Consider the following 17,449-nt stretch of genomic DNA (forward strand, 5'->3'; position numbering starts at 1 on the left):
TCCTCCAATCGACTAGCCAGCCAGCGTGCGGATGGCCGCACCAATTTGTTGCACCTTTCTAGTATCGGCGTACTCCGCCCACGGATCGACGTAGCCGGCAGTTTCCACGCGCTGCAGGGCGGTCTGGACCGTCCAATGGTCGCCCGCTGTCAGTTCTTCCAGTTCCTGCCAGGATACCGGCATCGAAACCCCGAGACCTGGCCGTGCGCGCGCAGAGAATGCGGATACCGTCGTCGCACCTTGGCCGTTGCGCAGGTAGTCGATGTAGATCTTACCCACGCGATTGCGCGACCCGCTCTTAGAAACGAAGCGCTGCGGAATGGTCTGGGCGATATGACGAACGACATCTTGTGCGAACTTCTTCACCGTGGTCCACGGCAGTTTGGGCGCAATGGGCACCACGACATGCAGGCCTTTGCCGCCACTGGTCTTGAGAAAGCTCACCAGGCCAAGCTCATCCAGCAATGTCTTCGTCAGCATGGCGGCGTCAAGCATGTGCCGCCACGGCGCGCCATCACCGGGGTCCAGATCGAAAATGACGCGATCCGGCTTGTCGATGGCACGCTTGGTCGCATTCCAGGTGTGGAACTCGATCACGTTCAGTTGCGCTGCGGCGACAATGGCCGTCTGGCTGGCGATCTCCAGGAGTGACGGGTGCCCGGCCCATAGGCTGGCATCGAGGACGTTGATCCCCGGAATCTTGATAGTCTCGGCGTGCTTCTGAAAGAATAGCTCGCCGTCGATGCCCGTTGGCCCGCGCACCAAGGACACAGGGCGCCCGCGGAGATGAGGCAGCAGGTGCGGCGCGATGGCTTCGTAGAATCCGACCAGGTCGCCTTTCGTCAGCCCGGTCGCTGGATCAATCACGCGCTCCGCGTTGGATACCTTGACCGAGCGCGCTGGCCGAGGCCGGGGCTGTTCCACATCGACCGGCCGCTCCCTTGTCACGTTGGCCGCGGCCTTGTCAGCACGCAAGGCATGGAAGACGGGATGCCGGATTCGGCCTTCTTTGGTCCACTCGGTGAACGAGATCTCGGCCACCAGCTTCGGCTTGACCCATCGGGCGACTACGCGCGGTGGTAGCTTTCCAAACGGGCAGACTGGCACTTCCAGTCCGGTCAACATCGCGAGCAACTTGGTCAGCATGCGCGAATCCAGACCGCTGCCAACGCTGCCGGCGTAGTGCAGTTTCCCGGTTTCATCGTGTAGGCCAAGCAGGAGCGCGCCGAGGCCTTGTCGGCTACCCTTCGGGGCCGTGAATCCGCAGATAACGAATTCTTGCCGCTGTTTGCATCTGAGCTTGATCCAGCTGGGCGCTCGGGTGGAGACATAGGGCGCGTCGACACGCTTGCCAATCAGACCTTCCAAGCCCATCTGGCACGCTGCGGCAAGAAGGTCGTCAGGCGTGCCCTCAAAGGCCTCGCTGTACCTGACTCGTGTCGCAGCTGGCACGGCTATCACCTCCTTGAGCAGCGCCCTGCGCTCGGTCAACGGAACCAGTCGTAGGTCGTGGCCTTGGAAGAAGGGGAGGTCAAAGACGAAGTACTGGATGTCCTCCACCTTCGATCTATCAACGGCATTCTGCAGCGCTTGGACGTCCATGGTGCCCTTGTCGCTGAGTATCGCGATCTCCCCATCCAGCCAGGCGGAGCCAAGGCCAAGAGCGCGAATCTCCACCGCAAGCGATTTGAGGCGCGATGTCCAGTCATGGCCATTTCTTGTGAAGAGACGGACGTCATCGGCGTCGACCCTTGCCAACAACCGATAGCCGTCGAACTTGATCTCATAGGCCCATTGTTTGGCGTTGCGCGGCACCGTTGAAGCGAGCGTTGCCAGTTGCGGGGCTAACGCAAGCGGAAGGGGGGCCAGGCGTGCTGCAGCGGGCAGTACCTGTCGGCCCTGGCCCGGGCGCGAGCGACGCTGCTTTGGCACGGCAGTCTTTGCGTTACCGCCGGCAGCCGATTTGCTATTGCCCTGGGCCAGTACGCTGTCCGGCAGGGCTTCGGTGACGTCGTACTCTGCGGCAGAGCGCGCGAACGCGTCCCGCTCCTTGATCAAGAGCCACGGATCCTGACGCTCGTCGCCGCGGCCGCGCATCCTGACCAAGGTCCAATGGCCATGTAGCTTCTCACCTTGCAACTCGAACTTCAGCTTGCCGCTCTGGTAGCCAGCCACCGGATCACCGACCGGCATCCACGTCCCTCGATCCCAAACGATGACAGTGCCGGCCCCGTATTCCTTGGGCGGGATCACGCCTTCGAAGCTCGCATAATCCAGCGGGTGATCCTCGACGTGCACGGCCATTCGCTTCTCTGCGGGATCCAGGCTGGGTCCCTTGGGGACCGCCCAACTCTTGAGGGTACCCTCCAGCTCGAGACGAAAGTCGTAGTGGAGCCGGCGAGCCGCATGCTTCTGCACGACAAAGCTCAGAGCGCCGCTGGCGGCGCCCGCGGCGGACACCTGGCCGCTCGGCTCCGTCGTCGCTACGAAGTCACGCTTTTGGCGGTACCGCTCCAGGCTGCGCGCGTTGGTAGAGGCTGACTTAGCCATGGACTGAGTTCACAGACCGGGCGGCGCGGGCTTTACGCTTTCACGCCGCGGGGATCCTCCCCGTAGCTGTTGCGCATGCGGATCTGCCCATCTCGCCCATGGACCAGCAACTCCACCTTGTCCTGCTTTGGCTCCGCCGTGCCGGCCGCGATGGCGTCCTCTAGGTCGTCATGCGCAGAAGAGGGCTCGTGGGCGCCCCCGCGCAGGACATGCCATTGATCGCCGTGTGGAACGACGTGCACATTCTTGTTCGCCATGATCGTCTCCGTTTCCTCGTCTTCTGTAATCGCAGTATTTCCCCGTCCCATGGAAGCGGCAATAGGCCGCTGTCCGACACGTGGTATGGCACTGGTCGCCATGCAGGTCCGACAGAAATTACATGCACATGTTTTTCCAGGAAGTGCTCGCCTATCCGCAAAGTGACAGTGGAACACCGCCGATTCGGCGGGCACGATCTAAGCTAGATCGATGTACTCCCGACCTGCACGGAGATCGCCATGGCTGCCCGTTCCATTGCTTCCCTCTCTCTCAGCTTCGGCCTCGTGTCGATCCCCGTGAAGATCTTCAGTGCCACGGAAAGCAACTCGGGGGTCGGCTTCAATCTGCTGCACAAGGGATGCGGTTCCAGGCTCAAGCAGCAGTATGTGTGCATCCGCGAAGATGTGGTGGTTGAGCGGTCCGAGATGGTCAAAGGCTATGAGTTCGAAGCTGACCACTACGCTGTGTTTGAGCCGGACGAACTGAAGGCGCTAGAAGACGAGGCGAAGCACACGATCGATATCGTGTCGTTCATGCCGGCCGGAGCCGTGGACCCCATCTATTTCGACAAAGCCTACTACCTGGGGCCGGACAAGCGCGGTGGTAAGCCATACAACTTGCTGGCCGAAGCCATGCGAAAGACGGGGACCTGCGCGCTCGCGCAGTGGGTCTGGAAAGGCAAGCAGTACATGGTGCAGGTGCGGGCGGTCGACGAGGGCTTGGTGCTCCAGCAACTGCTCTACGCTGACGAGGTCCGATCGATGCTGGATCTGCACGTGGAGAAAGCCGAGATTCAGCCAGCCGAGCTGGCTTTGGCTAAACAGCTGATCGAACAAAACTCGGTGGACGGGTACGACCCCACGGCCTACAAGGATGAGGAGAAAGACCGCATCTTGGCAGCGATCGACAAGAAGATCGCGGGCAAAAAGATCACCGTGAGCGAAGAGCGGCGGGAACCACGGGAGGGCGCCGAAGTGATCGACCTGATGGAGGCCCTGCGCGCAAGCATGGCCCGGGGGAAACAGGGCGGAACGAAGGCCGCGACCACAGCAGCTGCAGCGCAGGGCAAGAGCAAAAAGACTGGGAAGCGTGCCACTGCGGCACCGGCGCCAACTCCGGCCAAGCGAGCCTCATCGGCGAAAAAGTGACAGGCCGATGCCGACGTACACCCTGAAGGACGCCGAAACGATGCTGGGCATCCCGCGCTCGGTGGCCACTAGGTTGGTCTCCGAGGGAATCATCACGCCCACACGCGGGCCGCGCCGCCAATTTCTGTTCACGTTTCAGGACATGGTGCTTCTCCGGACAGCCAATTCACTGCATGGCGCCAAGATCCCAACGCGGCTGATTATCCGCGCGCTGGCGAGGGTGAAGGCCTCTCGTGGCACTGGCCAGCCGCTGACCGGTGTGCGGATTCGTGCGATGGGCAACGAGGTGGCGACAAGGGATGAGAGCAGAGAAGGATGGCAGGCCGTGTCTGGCCAGATGCTGATGGATTTTGAGCCCGGCGACCTGGGCGCCGCGATTGTGCAATCACTACACGACGCGCGGCCACCAGCTGCCGATGCGCAGGATTGGTTTCTCATCGGTTCCGAACTGGAAACGGAGAAGCCTATCGAAGCCGAGGCCGCATACCGGCGAGCCTTGGCGGCAGAACCAACGTTTCTGGATCCGTATCTCAACCTGGGCTGCATGATGTGCGACGCGCGCCGGTTTGGCGACGCGGCCGAACTGTACCGCTCTGGCATCTCACAGCTGCCGAGCGAGCCGTTGCTCCACTTCAACTTGGCCGTAGCGTTGGAGGATCAGGAACGCCCCCGGGAGGCACTCACCAGCTATGAGCGCTGCATACAGTTAGCGCCGGACTTTGCCGACGCGCACTTCAACGCGGCTCGTATCTACGAGACGCTCGGCAATGGGATGCGGGCGATCCGACATTTCAATGAGTATCGGAAGCTGCAGCGTTAGCGCGGCCTTCATGCCACAACCCCGCGCGCCTCAATAGAGGCAAAGACCTGCGTGGACGAGGAGTCGCTCACCTATACCGTTCAGCCCCTCAGTAGCGCGCGGGGGAACGGTGTGAGCAGGCCGCTAAGCGCTGCGGCCTGCCGTAGTACCGTCGGCAGACCGATTTTGGCCCGACAGATGCGCGAGACCATGGGATCGGGCCAATGCAAGATTGATCGCTGCTGGGCGCCCCACCTTCCAGGAGCAACGATCTCTCGGGCTACTCGCAAGCCAAGCTCAACGCCATAGCCAGAAGACTCAACGAACGCCCACGCAAAACACTAAACTTCGCGAGGTACTCGGCATAAAGCCACTGTTATTGCGGAGAACTCTGCGAGCTACGTCGCGCTTGCACGGGCCAGTCACAGGCCGGCGAGCCTGCCGGCGGGGCGCGGAGGCAGGCTTCGATGCGTCCTGCTCAAGCCGATGACGCTGGAGGAGCTGGTGGAAGATGCCCGGGCGCTGGCCAAGATCCGCAAGCCGTTGGCGCAGGTGCCTGACGAAGTGCGTGAATTTGTTGGTCAGCGGGACGCGCTGGCGGCCCCGGAAGTCGGGTTGATGGCCTGGGGACGCTCCCTCGCGTCGGTGCCGGCGTGGCTCACGATGCTGGCTGGCGGCTCGCCGCGGTAGTGTAGTGGTGCAGCGAGGGTGCCCATGGCACTTCAGTATTGGTAGTGCAGCGAAAGATCGACGACCGTATTGGTCGCCCTTTGCGTGATCGGACTGTGCGCCGCCGAGCCCACGAGTTGGCCAACCGCAACGTCGCCGGTGACAAACCAATGCTCGCGAAAGAGCCAGATCGCGGAGATGCCTGCGCCGTATGACTTGAGGCCCGCATCGGCCTTGTACTGCGGATAGCCCGAGCGCGCCGCTTGAGCCGAGGTGACGCCGAACCAACGGCTCATGTAGCGCGCATCACCGAAGGTGACGGTAGGGCCGGCAAACCAGAAGAAGCGCTCCGAGCTACCGGGCAGCGGCAGGTAGGCGCCGATATCGCCGATCCAGCCGTCGGTGCCGCCCAGGCTGCGCCGCACATCGATGCGCACCACCAAGGGGAGTGACGCCGACACCACGTACTCGCCAAAAAGCTTGGTTTCCACCGCGAAATTGATGTTGCCGAGTCCGTTGAGACGGCCAGGATCGTCAGCCATCCGCCGGCCCAGGTTGTAGCCTATCGCCACCCCCGCGCGCCAATGGTCCGCCCGCAGCAGGTTCACGCCGATGCCCTCACCGGTGGAAACAAAGAACAGGTCGCGGTAGCGGATATCGAAGCTGGGGCCCGCGAGCACGTGATAGCGCTGGGTACCTTCGTAATACGGTCGCAGGCTGGCAGCGGCCCCAACCTGGACCTGCCAGTCGGGCACCTTGGCCTCGTATAGTTTCATCAACGGGACTCCCGCCGAATATTGCCACTCGGCTAGCGGCGACGGTGTCTGCGCGCGAGCGCTCAAAGTGGCAGCCGCCAGGCCTACCAACAGGGCGGCCGGCCACCAAGCCGCAGTACCCGTCGGCTCTGCTGTTGGAGATGGATTGCTGTTATCCGCCATTCGTCACTAGCTCCATCGAGCCTCGGTGCCCGGAGAAAAGGGCATTCGGATAGTCTTCCTGCTTCAGGATGCCACGCTTACCTTGTGTTAAGACTACAAAATCCCTTCGGCTTTTTCAAAGCGCCGCTACGCTGCGGTGGTGCGCCCGGAACGACGGTAAATACACTGACTGGATTGCCGGAGCGAATGGACTGCCTCGTCTGCCCCACGGGCGTTTCGCGACGCGACCACCCCGAGGCGGCCGACCTAAAGGGCGCGCGATGAATACGAAGCTCAGCACGTGCGCCCACACCAACGCCATTGGGACTCCACTATGGAGTGTACTCAATAAGGAGACTGAGGTTTGACACGGATGGCGCTTTCGAGACTGCGCCCGAATGTGGATCCGGCAAGATCCGACCAATCTCTCTGAGCGGACTCTTACCGGCTCGCGCTCACGCCTCGCTCACCCACTCGGTGCTGGTGGCGGCGCGTAGACCTGCTTCCCACTCGTGAGTTCTGTCGGAATCGTCCGACATTGAATTCGGAGCCGGGGACCTGCTTGCGCCCGTGGTCACTATCTATCGTTGCTTCAGGGCGATACACATTTACCGCACTTGCAAGCATGCGCCGCCACATTTGCACTCTGACCTTTAGCATGCCGCACCGTGCGCGGCAGCGCGCCCAAGTTCCAACGAATGGAGGTGACACATGTTCAGATCCAAGACCCGTCTTATCCTTGGCCTAGCACTAGCCGCAACGGCAGTCCTCTCGGCGTGCGGCGGCGGGGATGACAGCATCGGCGCCCGCATCGGCGTCAGCGAGCCGACTGTCCGGGTGATCCATGCTCTTACCGGTGGCCCTAACCTGGATGTGCTGCAGAACGGCACCAAGACCAACCTGCTGAATGAGCCCTACAAGTTTGTTTCGAAGTACTTCAACGTGGACGAGGGCAACCAGACGTTCTCGTTCAATGTTGCCAACACGGCAACTGAACTCGGGCGGACCACAGTGAGCACGCACACTGGCCACAAATACACGGTGGTAGCCCTACCCGGCGCTACCGCGGCGGACGTGCTGCAGATCGACGACCCATTTGAGAAGGGCCTGTTCTCCGACAAGGCTCGCATCCGCAGCCTGAACGCATCGTTCAATGCACAGAATGTCGACATTTACCTGACCGTCCCGGCAGCTGACCTGGCAGCAGCAACGCCTACGTTTGCAGCAATCGCCTACAAGTCGGCGGTACCGGCATCGGGCAGCGATTCGATCGACGTGAATGGCGGCACCTATCGCCTGCGCATCACCACGGCCGGCACGAAGACAGTGATCTTTGACTCGGGCACGCTGACGCTGGCCAACAACGCAGACTGGCTGATCACCACAATCCCGGTCGACGGCATCGGTGCAACAATACCGAACAAGATCAAGGTGCTGGTCGCCCGCGGCGATGACGAGTCGCAAGCTGGGCTTGAGTTGGTGACTCAGTAAGAGGCTTCATTCTTGGCCTGATGCCCCTGCTGTGCCATCTCCTAATGCACTGCATCCGGTGTGCGCAGTCCGGCGGCTCGGTGGGGGTGCATCTGGGCAACGAGCCGGATTACGTCAAGCTGCGTATTATCGAGAGCCCGCCGCTCGATCGCGACCGCAGCGCCACGTGGCAGACCACCTTGTCCGATTTCTTCGGGCGCGTGTGCCGGGGCAGGGTTCGCAGACGTCACGGCAGAGTTCCGCGCTGTTGCTGACGCGCCGCATGTTGGAACTGCTTGGCGCGATCCCCAGCGCCGAAAGCCCTGCCGGCGAGAGCGACAAAGTCATCGTCTGCATCTCCGTGAGGTTTCCCCCGCCACGCCGTCCCGGCATAAGCGTGTCGCGGCCGGTTCGTGTCCGCCAGCAGCATTCCCCCGCATTTCCGTTACGCCGTCCTGTAGTTTTTACCGATTCGCGTACGAAGTGCGCGCCGCTCCCGGCGCAGCGGGCAAGCTTTGCGGACGTCGCGGCGCCCGCGCAGCCGTGATTGTGCGGTCCGCACCGCTGCACGGCTCACACATGCGGACTGGCCCGCCAATTGCACAGGTTGTGGCAAGCCCATCCGGGAGGACCCCGCCATGCAAGACGCCCGCAAATCATCCAAGGCCGCGCCGGCGGCTCACAAGCCGGCGCAGGCCGACAAGTCACACGCAACGCCCGCCACGCGCCCTGCCGCCGGCGAGGAGAATTGCGCGAAGACCTACCAGGCCGCCGTCGACGACGCGCTGGAAATGAGCTTCCCGGCCAGCGATCCGATCTCGCCTAGTGCAGCCATGCATGCTGAGAAGAGGACGCAGACCGCGCGCGACAATGTGGACTGGAAGCTCAAGCGCGGTAGCGAACACCAGCCTGTCGGCGCAAAGCCCGCCGGCCACCGTAAGGGCACCACTCGCAAGTGACCGCCACCGCTAACCTGAAAGGACGGAGGACGTGGAGCGGGCAGATCGCGATCGGAGTCGACGCACGTGAGCAGCATCGCTGCATATCAACCATCTGGTCCAGGACTTTCTACAAGCAAGGAGTTATCCATGACGTCAGTCGAACCACGCAGTCCTGGCCGCGAGCCAGGCGCCTCCATTGTTGGCGGCGTTGACCAGAATTCTCCGGGCCCGGGCCCGTTCGTGATGGCGGCCGACACGCTGGAAGGCAACAAGGTGGTGGACCCCGCTGGTGAAAACATCGGCACCATCGACCATATCATGATCGACGTGCCAGCCGGGCGCGTAGCCTATGCCGTGATGGCCGTGAGCGGCTTTCTCGGCATCGGCGAAAAGCTGTTCGCGCTGCCGTGGTCCGCTCTCACGCTGGACACTCGGCGCAAGTGCTTCGTGCTCGGGGTCGAGAAAGACCGCGTAAAGGCCGCACCTGGCTTTGACAAGGACCATTGGCCGAGCATGGCGGACTCGCGGTGGGCCACCAGCATCCATGAGTACTACGGCATATCGCCGTACTGGGAATCCGAGCATTACGACCCGAGGGGCTGACACCCGGGGAGCGAGAAGCAGTGAACAGGGGAGAGTGAGGGTGAAAGTCGGTGGAGTGTCCGCCGACTTTCTTGCGCTCGTGGTTCTGCTGCATGAAGGAGAGGGTGTTCGCCGGATTGCGGGGAGGGCCCTTTTGAGGGGCCGCTGGTTCGCCCCTGAGGTTGGTGCCTGCGGGGGCGCAACATGCGCGGCGCACCGCGCGCGGATTGTACGGCCGGTGTAGAGACGCGTACTCCAGAGGACACTCTGCAAGTGCAACCTGCGTTGTAGGACAGCGCCCGCTGAACCATTGGCAACGCGCTCCATAGAATGAATGCAGCGCGTTGCCGGCGGCAGCAGCCAACAGCCAGGGGCGGAAGATGAGCAAGCCAGCATTCACACTGCATCGGATCGACAGCGCGCCCGCACAGTATTTTTTACGAACGCCTCGAAGCCGGCTTGTGTGTTGTGCTGGAAGAAGGTCTGTCACGGTTCCAGCGCTACGCGCAACAAGGCTGGCTCATTGAGCTTGGTTATGCCTTCGACGGCGCGACCCGCTGCTGGTGACAGTGGCAGCCGTCCCGGCTGAGGGAAAGAAGATCTGGGCCAACGCCGAATACTGTGTGGAGTTTCATAAGCACAGCAAATGCGACGTGACATATTTCAAGACGATGTTGGAAGTCACGACATTCATCGAAGCGAACTTCCGCCATTACGGGGAAGGATTCAAGGTCGACGGCATTAGCTTTCGACCCGCTCGCTTTGTGTGGGATTTGTTCGGCGAACTCGAGGAAGAGGGCGATCGGTGAGGTGTTGCTGACGCCGCGATGTTTCCAGCCGCCTGGGGAATCCGTCCCCTGGGATCGATTCCCGCTGTTCGGCGAATCGATATGGAGGGAAATCGCAAATCGTTCTGGCAGCACTGGAACGACTGGCTCTCGCAAGCTTCCGATCATGAACTGGAAGTGCTGGAGCGCTATCTGCGGCTAGCCGCAAAACGCAAGGGAAACACAAGTGTCTCCGGGGACAACCTGGTGCGCCTGTGGATCCGCTGGTGAAGCAGGTATCAAACACAGCTTGGCTCCTGTAATGGCTGTGGATCCTTCGGGATCTGGAGTGTGATCGTTTTAACCATCCCGCGGGGACCGCATCCCCGATCGGGGTCATACCGGAACCCGCATTTTCAAGGAGTCTTGAAATGCAGTTCTTGCGCAATCTATCCGCCGGCTTCCATCGCCAGCCTGCCCAAAACGGTCACGTTCCGTTCTGGCAAGGCATGAGCCGGAACTATCCGAAGTTCCTGGTGACGCTGGAACTTGGCTATGTGCAGCGTCTCACGGTAGGTGTCTCCGCGCCACACGAAGACGGGGCGACATCCATCGTGCGTCGCGCGCTAGACGCCGGCACGCTCTGGAAAGACACCGAAAGCATGCCGATCCTGCAGCACGGGTTCGAGCCTGCCAAGGCGGAACGACTCATCCAGGGCATGTCCGTGCACGAGGTGGACGACTTGCCGGAGGCGGATTCATCGGTTTCGATGATGCGGTGCTATGACGCATCGTTGACGCTCTTGACCTTCGCTCGGCAGGTGCTGGAGGAGTGTGAGCGCCACCAGGACCTCGATGACCCGGTTTCCGACACGTTCACCAGTGGAACTGGCCGCCGATGATATTCGAAAGCTGGCGAAGTTGGTGAGTACGCTCGACGACTGCTGAGCGTCGTCTTTCTGTTGATCCCAGCGGGGAAATCGCTTCCCTGTCAAGGGTGACGATTTCCCTCGCCTTCGATATGCATGGTGTTGGAGATGTCACCGATGGAAAACAAGCTGCATACGCAGTTGCTTCAAACGATGGCGAGCTATCCGCTCGGCTCCCAGTCGGAGGCGAACGATCCGATGGTGCTGGTTAAGCTCTTTGATGTCGCAGGGGCTGCAACCTGGTGGGTGACCGAGTATGACCCCGAGGACAGGATCGGCTTTTGCTATGTGACCGGCCTGGCCTACGACGAGTGGGGAACGGTCTCGATCGATGAGCTGTTCGAGATGTGGATGACCTTCGCCACAGATCCGCGGCGCAATGTCTGGCGCGTGCAAACCACGAAGCCGGGTATAGGTACGCCACGAATCGAGTTGGATCGTTCGTTCGAGCCGAAGCTGTTCAGTGAAGTGAAGGCGATGGTGGCAAAGTATGCGTTGAGAGCTAGCAACGCAGTCTGAACGTCGCATATCACGCAATTTGGAGAGGGTAACCTCTTTGCACCTGGTCGGATTCGCCGAGTTTCCTGGAAACAGGATCCTTGGCGATCCGAACCTAATGGTTGGGGGGATCTTGATTCTCTTGTCAGTCGGAGCAGAGATGCAACGCAAGCCATCACCATGACGATCTACTGATCATGGTCAATGTGCTGCCTTACGCGCGAGGGCTGCTCTGGGCCTCTTGCGAATCCGTTGCGTTCGCTGAGCATCCCACGGACAGGGCCCTAGGAACAGCTGACCGGTGTCTACGTTTATCGACGATTCGATCCACTGCTCACGTCACATGCCATCTTCCGAAACAGCTTGGCTTCTGCGATAGCCGCGGACATGACAACGCACCGAAGTGCGATCGAATCATCAACCCATCGGTGTTCCTACTACGCGCAAAATTATTCGAGAATGCCGTCGATAGCGCTGGGCGGCGCAGGTGACCGCCTTCGTACAATGGAAGCGATGGTACCGGTCGTCCGATACCATCGCAACGATCATTGCCAGTTTGCTGCCAACACTGGCGCCAGGCTGCTTTGGTAGTTTGGCGGCAAGGTCGTCTGGCCAGCCGCAGGTGGCGCAAAGCCTGCCATCGCCTGCACCAGGTTCTGCACCTGACTGTCGAGCAGCGTTTTACCGTCGCTCGTCTTAAACACCTCTATGTTGTGCAGACTCGTCGCGATCTTATCGGTTGTTCCAATGACACTGATCTCCAACACTTGCCCGTCCATGCGGAACCAAAGCTGATCTGATGAGATGCCGGCGCCAAAGAGCACCGTGTCGATGTCTCCCCGTTCCTCATAGCCATCCCGCACAATGGTGTCTCGCCCAGAACCTCGCCCGAACAGGAAGGTATCGCTCCCGGCCCCTCCTGTTAGGTAATCCTCGCCGGAGGCTCCTTCAAGGACATCATCTCCTGTGCCTCCGTCCAGGCGGTTCCAATTGCCGTTGCGCACTTTCAACGTGTCGTTGCCGTCCCCTCCGTTGAGATATGTGGTGCTATAGGGGGAGCCTGCATCCACCTCCATCACGTTGTTCAGCTCGTTGCCGTTGATGAAAAAGGCCTCTTTTCCGCTGCCAGCCGCTTTGCCAACAAAGTTCTCGATGTTCGCCGCCAGGTAGTACTGCGTACCAGGCAGCGAAGAGATCACTGTGTCCACGCCTTCGTTATCGAGTTCGGTAACGGTATCACCTGTGGCATCTACATAGTAAGTGTCGTTGCCCGCGCCGCCGCTCATGTTGTCGTTCCCTTGCGCGCCATCCAGCGTATCGTCGCCTTCCGTGCCGGTCAGGATGTCGTCGCCTGCGGTTCCGATGATCCTCTGTCCTGCAATCGAAGCCGCCACGACGATACGCAATGATTGAGCCGCGCTCGCCCCCGCACGGTCAGTGACGGTGACTTTTAAGTCCAGAGTCCCGGTATCGCTGCTGCTCGCCTTGCCGCTGAACGTGCGGGTAGCCGCATCGAAGCTCAGCCAGACCGGCAGACTGCTGCCATCGCTGCGCGTTGCGCTATACGTCAACTTGTCGCCCGCATCCACGTCGACGAACAAACCATCAGGCAGCGCGTACTTCCACAGAACCCCTCCCGCAACGGTCTGAGCAGCCATCTGCGCCCCGACCGTGGGCGTGTCGTTGGTGTTGGCAATGGTGATGCCCAGTGTCGTAGCCGCACTCGCGCCTGTCGCGTCAGTGGCGATCACATTGAGAACAAGGCTGCCGACATCTGCGTTGAGCGGCATGCCAGTGAACGTCCGCGTCGCCGCATTGAACGTCAACCACGATGGCAATGCGGCACCATTGGCGAGTGTCGCATTGAAAATCAGGGCGCCGCCATCCCTTGCAGAAAATGTGTCGGCGGGCAGCACGAAAGTCCACGCGGCATCTTCCGTGACATTCTGCGCCGCCAATGGGTGCAGCACCGTGGGCGCGTTCACGAGCGAACTGATCTTTGCGCGATCCCACCTCGTTCCATCTGCGAAGCTGACCCGCTCGATGCCCTGAGGACTCGCCGCAAACCAGTGTCGCATGGTGATACTGTCGCTTGCGCTATACGCCATCACCAAATCTTCCCCAACACGTGTGACCTTCACGTTCGCGGGCGCAACCCCGCTCGCGAAGGAGACGGTATCGATATCGCCAGCTGAATTGACTGCTTCCTCTATGGAGTCGACCCCATCCCCCAGGGCAAACACATAGGTATCACTGCCCAATCCTCCCGCCAAAACATCATTCCCCTTGCCGCCGTTGATCACGTTGCTGGCCGCGTCATCTGTTGTCAAGACGTCGTTGAAGTTGCTGCCCACCATGTTGGTGACATCCCTGAGGGTGTTCCCAAGATTGTCTCGTCCGACCACCACTTGGATCCACTGATCGTCGTCACGCTCGGTGAGTGTGATCTGCTCTAGCCTGACGCCGACCCCCAGTTCGGCATAAGATACCGTATCCTGTCCACCCCAACTTTCGATCCTGTAGTCCCGCCCGGTCACGATGAATGTGTCATTGCCGGTATTGCCGACAAGATAGCTGCCGCGCTCGCCGCCGATCAGGGTGTCGCCCCTGTACGAGGCCCGCAGGTATGTGACATGCGTTTGCCCGTCGTACACGTCTACCCCTTTCAGGCTGCGAACACCGCTAGCCAATGTCGCGAACGACACGCCAGCCACGCCGGCCAGATTTGAAAACAAATCCAGCTTGTTGGGGTCGACCCCCAGCAATGTCACGGTACTGCCGTCCAGCTTGAGAATCGCATTACCACTACCATCGCTCGAAATATCGATCGAACCGAGACCTCCGCTCAAGAACTGGATTTGGTCCCCCCGACTGCCCACCTGGAACCCGCTCACCGTAATATTGCCGGTCGCACTCGTCACCGCGATGTTGTCCACCCCAGAGCCCAGCACAAAGGTCTGGGAGCCGCGATTGCCCAGCAGCAGGTTGTAGCCATTCTCCACAGAGGTTGTCTTGCCGTTCTCACCCGCATAGACTCTCGTGTAGCCCTGCGATTGGGCGATCGCGCTCAGCAACTGGTCTCCTGTGACCTTTAGCGCGGCCAGTGGCTGCAAAGCGCTCGCATACGCTCGGAACGCCTCGGCCGCCAGCATGGCGTCCGAGCGAGTCAGGAACGTCCCCCCGTTGGAGAGGTGTCCCGTAAGGGAAAGGTTCACTGGCACCACTTCGTTGAGCTTGTTCTGGACGGCTGGCAGGGTTGCTATCATCGCGTCCATCTGTGCTTTGACATCCAGATATCCGGAGATCGCGCCGTTCCACGACTTTGTGGCGTCCAAGGTGGCCAGCCAGGCATCCTCGCGAGACTGGCCGGTTTGCGTGGCATTGGCCACCTGCGCCTTGGTCTGCGCATTGCCCAGCGTGCTCGCTGCTGCGTCAATGGCGTTGGCCACCGTCAATTCTCCCGTTCTCAGGGCGGCAATGCCATTCAGTACATTGACAACGTCCGAGGGTGCCGTATTGATGCGTCGCGAGGCGGCCGGAATCGTGGCGCGGCCGCCGTCAGGTCCGACGAAGTAGGTGATCTTGTCGTTAAGGGCTGTCCGGACCAGGCCCGCCTGGACGGCCCAGCTCATCTTGGCTCGGGCTTCAAAGGACGCTTGGTCGAACCCCGTGCCTGTGGGAAGCACGAATCTCTGCTGCAGCGCAGAGATGGCCGCCTGCTCACCGGAGGGAATGCCTTGGATGGCCGTGGCAATGGCTCTGGCCTGGCCGGCGGCCATGGCGGCGTAGCCCTTGCCGGCATAGTCGGCGAAGGCCAATGCGGCTGCCGAGACTGGTATTGTCCCATCCCTTGGAACCGGCACCTCAGTAGATAAGCCCACGTCGCTGATCTCGTGCCGCTTACCGTCGGCTGTCGTATAGCCAGCCTTGCTGACGATCACGTTGCCGTTGACCGCTCGGTTAACCGTCTGGGAGGTCAGATCGATCGACGTGATGCCAAGGCTCGCGAGCGAACGCAGCTCACCCGTGTCGGTTTTGCCGTCTTGGTCGGCATCAACCCAGACTTGCAGTTCGTCGAAGTAGCGCTTGCCAGTCGCAGCATTGATGCGCGACGTGGCCACCGAGAAGGTGGAGGCACCGGAATTGGCCAAAGTGGCAAGTGCCTTGAACCCGTCCTGGCCCGCTGGCGGTGTACCCGACACCGCGAACTTCTGGCCGAACCATTCGCCGGCGTTGTCCACGACCCCGTTGCCATTCTTGTCCAGTACTAGAATGCCCTCCGTGTGTCCCACCCAGCCAACGACCTGGGCCGTGCCCGTCCCATTGGCATCGAAGATGGCAGTGCTCCTGTCCATGGACACAAGCTTCAGGCCGTCGTCATCCAGATCGAGAACCAATGGAAGCGCATGTGACACCGTCGGTGACTGTAGCGGACGGGGGAGCGATGGCTGCTCACTGCCAAATCCCAACACGTTGACCGTGAAGGTAGACGGCCGGTCCTGCAGCGCATTGATGCGGCTTTGCGCGTTAAACGCTAACGCCTGGGAGACCGCCGCATACATCCCGCTCGAGAGCAACAGCGCCGTGGGGATCTGTCCGCTCAGTACCGCCGGCGCCCATCGATCGGAGACATCTGGCATGCCCAGCCGGACACCCAGCGTGGCAAGCGATGCGGCATTGCCGTTAGCCACGGCCACGCCCGCGACGTTCTCGCCGCTCACACTGGCGATCAGTTGATTCAGTTGCCCCGCTTTGGTGCTCTGGCTGGCGGATGTATCGCTCGCATTCGATTGGTTCTGTACATTCGTGATGAATGATCGGAGATCGCCGCTAGTGGAGCTCTGGCCTTCCTGGGTCCAGGAGGTGGGCGTCCAGTTGCCATTGGCATCCTGCGTATACGTTGTGGAAACCTGGCCGCTCGCATCACTTTGCGTAAACTCGACGCGTTCGGGCTGGTCGGAACCGGGCAGATAGGTGCTGATAATGGTGGCTCGTCCGCTGTCCGCGCTGCCGGATATGGTATCGGTGCGCCGAAACAGATTGCCTGATATGTCAAAAACCAGGTCGGTCCTATTGCCATTCTCGAAGACCACGCTGCCGCTGGAGGAACCATCGTCGTGCATGGTGAACCCCGTCATCTCGAAACCGGGTGAGTTGTATGTATTTTGCACATGCGCCCGGAACGCGGCGGCTTCTGGCGTCCCGTCGGTAAGATTTAACTCCTTGAGCACTTGCGCGGTAAAGCTGTTGACGTATGAGCGCTTTTCATTAGCGGCCATGACGGAACGGGCGCCCGCAATCATGAACGTCTCTTTCTCTATTCCTGTGAGGTTCTTGGCTGCCGCAAGGGGTTCGAGGCGCTTGAACTCCGCAAACACCGGATATGCCGCGAGGACGAATCGAATCCGCCCCGGCTCCCAAAGATTGAGCTCCGCGGTTTGCTTGAGAACCAGATAGGACTGGTATCGCGCGCTGGTTTCGTCATCCAGCCAAGTCGTGATGAACCTGTCGCCGCGGTCCGTGGGTGACAGGCCGCTATTCCTCAATTCGCGGAATGCTGCAGTTCGATCCAGAATTCGACGGCTATCTCCATGACCTTGTCCTTCATGGATGAGGTTATCGATAAGATACAGAACACTAAGTGGACCGTCCGATTGAAGGTATGTCGGCTTGAGCACGATCTGACCGGGAGTCGTAACTCCCGAGATTGTTTTAGGATCAATGAAAATTGCGTGGTCACTCGGCTTGATCGCATCCTCATCTTTAGGCCACCGGACGACGATTTCTCGCTGTGCAAGCGCTTGTCGTAGCGGCTCTGCGAGCGTCAACCGGGGATCGTTCAGGATCTGAAGGGCCTGGTTGATGACAGCTGGATCAGCCCCCGTCAGTCCGGAAAACACGCTCTTATCGATAACAGTCAT

The 17,449-nt window shown here is 60.8% G+C and carries 14 protein-coding genes; 10 read left to right on the top strand and 4 right to left on the bottom strand.

Features of this window, described 5'->3' with window-relative positions:
• Positions 1 to 12 precede the first annotated feature (12 nt).
• Both ligD and AC1RQC_RS37545 read right to left on the bottom strand, forming a co-directional pair.
• Positions 13 to 2,550, bottom strand: a complete 2,538-nt coding sequence (gene ligD / locus AC1RQC_RS37540; protein ID WP_492886464.1) for a DNA ligase D — start codon at positions 2,548 to 2,550, stop codon at positions 13 to 15.
• A gap of 32 nt (positions 2,551 to 2,582) precedes the next feature.
• Positions 2,583 to 2,807, bottom strand: coding sequence for a DUF2188 domain-containing protein (locus AC1RQC_RS37545; RefSeq protein ID WP_492372338.1), 225 nt, complete (start codon positions 2,805 to 2,807; stop codon positions 2,583 to 2,585).
• A gap of 240 nt (positions 2,808 to 3,047) precedes the next feature.
• Here AC1RQC_RS37545 and ku point away from each other — a divergent pair, with 240 nt between their 5' ends.
• The 3 genes from ku (at position 3,048) to AC1RQC_RS37560 (ending at position 5,445) form a co-directional block, all read left to right on the top strand.
• On the top strand, positions 3,048 to 3,956 hold the full coding sequence (ku, locus tag AC1RQC_RS37550; RefSeq protein WP_492812275.1) for a non-homologous end joining protein Ku: 909 nt from the start codon (positions 3,048 to 3,050) through the stop codon (positions 3,954 to 3,956).
• 7 nt (positions 3,957 to 3,963) lie between these two features.
• Positions 3,964 to 4,776, top strand: coding sequence for a tetratricopeptide repeat protein (locus AC1RQC_RS37555; RefSeq protein WP_492372336.1), 813 nt, complete (start codon positions 3,964 to 3,966; stop codon positions 4,774 to 4,776).
• A gap of 465 nt (positions 4,777 to 5,241) precedes the next feature.
• Positions 5,242 to 5,445: a hypothetical protein gene (locus AC1RQC_RS37560; protein ID WP_492812277.1), complete on the top strand. Its 204-nt coding sequence runs from the start codon at positions 5,242 to 5,244 to the stop codon at positions 5,443 to 5,445.
• Positions 5,446 to 5,477: 32 nt separating this feature from the next.
• Here the strand turns inward: AC1RQC_RS37560 and AC1RQC_RS37565 are convergent, their stop codons facing one another.
• Positions 5,478 to 6,362 carry a MipA/OmpV family protein gene (locus AC1RQC_RS37565; RefSeq protein WP_492833008.1) on the bottom strand — a complete coding sequence of 295 codons (885 nt, stop codon included), beginning with the start codon at positions 6,360 to 6,362 and terminating at the stop codon, positions 5,478 to 5,480.
• A 690-nt stretch (positions 6,363 to 7,052) separates the two neighbouring features.
• Between AC1RQC_RS37565 and AC1RQC_RS37570 the strand changes: the two genes are divergently transcribed.
• The 7 genes from AC1RQC_RS37570 to AC1RQC_RS37600 all read left to right on the top strand — a co-directional run bounded on the left by AC1RQC_RS37570 (position 7,053) and on the right by AC1RQC_RS37600 (position 11,549).
• Complete coding sequence (locus AC1RQC_RS37570) at positions 7,053 to 7,832, top strand: DUF4397 domain-containing protein (protein WP_492372333.1); 780 nt, start codon at positions 7,053 to 7,055, stop codon at positions 7,830 to 7,832.
• A gap of 617 nt (positions 7,833 to 8,449) precedes the next feature.
• Entirely contained in the window at positions 8,450 to 8,770 is a 321-nt protein-coding gene (locus AC1RQC_RS37575) for a hypothetical protein (protein ID WP_492886466.1), read from the top strand.
• A gap of 129 nt (positions 8,771 to 8,899) precedes the next feature.
• A complete protein-coding gene (locus tag AC1RQC_RS37580; RefSeq protein ID WP_492372331.1) occupies positions 8,900 to 9,355 on the top strand; it encodes a PRC-barrel domain-containing protein in 456 nt (151 codons plus the stop codon).
• A gap of 632 nt (positions 9,356 to 9,987) precedes the next feature.
• Positions 9,988 to 10,143 (top strand): hypothetical protein, encoded by a 156-nt coding sequence (locus AC1RQC_RS37585; RefSeq protein ID WP_492886468.1) that lies wholly within the window; start codon positions 9,988 to 9,990, stop codon positions 10,141 to 10,143.
• An 81-nt stretch (positions 10,144 to 10,224) separates the two neighbouring features.
• Complete coding sequence (locus AC1RQC_RS37590) at positions 10,225 to 10,392, top strand: hypothetical protein (protein ID WP_492812285.1); 168 nt, start codon at positions 10,225 to 10,227, stop codon at positions 10,390 to 10,392.
• 140 nt (positions 10,393 to 10,532) lie between these two features.
• Entirely contained in the window at positions 10,533 to 11,003 is a 471-nt protein-coding gene (locus AC1RQC_RS37595) for a hypothetical protein (RefSeq protein WP_492886470.1), read from the top strand.
• Between the two features lie 144 nt (positions 11,004 to 11,147).
• Complete coding sequence (locus AC1RQC_RS37600) at positions 11,148 to 11,549, top strand: DUF2958 domain-containing protein (RefSeq protein WP_492886472.1); 402 nt, start codon at positions 11,148 to 11,150, stop codon at positions 11,547 to 11,549.
• A 524-nt stretch (positions 11,550 to 12,073) separates the two neighbouring features.
• Here AC1RQC_RS37600 and AC1RQC_RS37605 read toward each other — a convergent pair.
• Entirely contained in the window at positions 12,074 to 17,449 is a 5,376-nt protein-coding gene (locus AC1RQC_RS37605; RefSeq protein WP_492886474.1) for an SPM autocatalytic domain-containing protein, read from the bottom strand.

The sequence above is a fragment of the Cupriavidus sp. GW822-FHT03E04 genome (assembly GCF_058801495.1).

Bases quoted from the DNA above. Each gene is read 5' to 3' on its own strand.
- ligD (WP_492886464.1), bottom strand. From the start codon at position 2,550: ATGGCTAAGTCAGCCTCTACCAACGCGCGCAGCCTGGAGCGGTACCGC.
- AC1RQC_RS37545 (WP_492372338.1), bottom strand. From the start codon at position 2,807: ATGGCGAACAAGAATGTGCACGTCGTTCCACACGGCGATCAATGGCAT.
- ku (WP_492812275.1), top strand. From the start codon at position 3,048: ATGGCTGCCCGTTCCATTGCTTCCCTCTCTCTCAGCTTCGGCCTCGTG.
- AC1RQC_RS37555 (WP_492372336.1), top strand. From the start codon at position 3,964: ATGCCGACGTACACCCTGAAGGACGCCGAAACGATGCTGGGCATCCCG.
- AC1RQC_RS37560 (WP_492812277.1), top strand. From the start codon at position 5,242: ATGACGCTGGAGGAGCTGGTGGAAGATGCCCGGGCGCTGGCCAAGATC.
- AC1RQC_RS37565 (WP_492833008.1), bottom strand. From the start codon at position 6,362: ATGGCGGATAACAGCAATCCATCTCCAACAGCAGAGCCGACGGGTACT.
- AC1RQC_RS37570 (WP_492372333.1), top strand. From the start codon at position 7,053: ATGTTCAGATCCAAGACCCGTCTTATCCTTGGCCTAGCACTAGCCGCA.
- AC1RQC_RS37575 (WP_492886466.1), top strand. From the start codon at position 8,450: ATGCAAGACGCCCGCAAATCATCCAAGGCCGCGCCGGCGGCTCACAAG.
- AC1RQC_RS37580 (WP_492372331.1), top strand. From the start codon at position 8,900: ATGACGTCAGTCGAACCACGCAGTCCTGGCCGCGAGCCAGGCGCCTCC.
- AC1RQC_RS37590 (WP_492812285.1), top strand. From the start codon at position 10,225: ATGGAGGGAAATCGCAAATCGTTCTGGCAGCACTGGAACGACTGGCTC.
- AC1RQC_RS37595 (WP_492886470.1), top strand. From the start codon at position 10,533: ATGCAGTTCTTGCGCAATCTATCCGCCGGCTTCCATCGCCAGCCTGCC.
- AC1RQC_RS37600 (WP_492886472.1), top strand. From the start codon at position 11,148: ATGGAAAACAAGCTGCATACGCAGTTGCTTCAAACGATGGCGAGCTAT.
- AC1RQC_RS37605 (WP_492886474.1), bottom strand. From the start codon at position 17,449: ATGACTGTTATCGATAAGAGCGTGTTTTCCGGACTGACGGGGGCTGAT.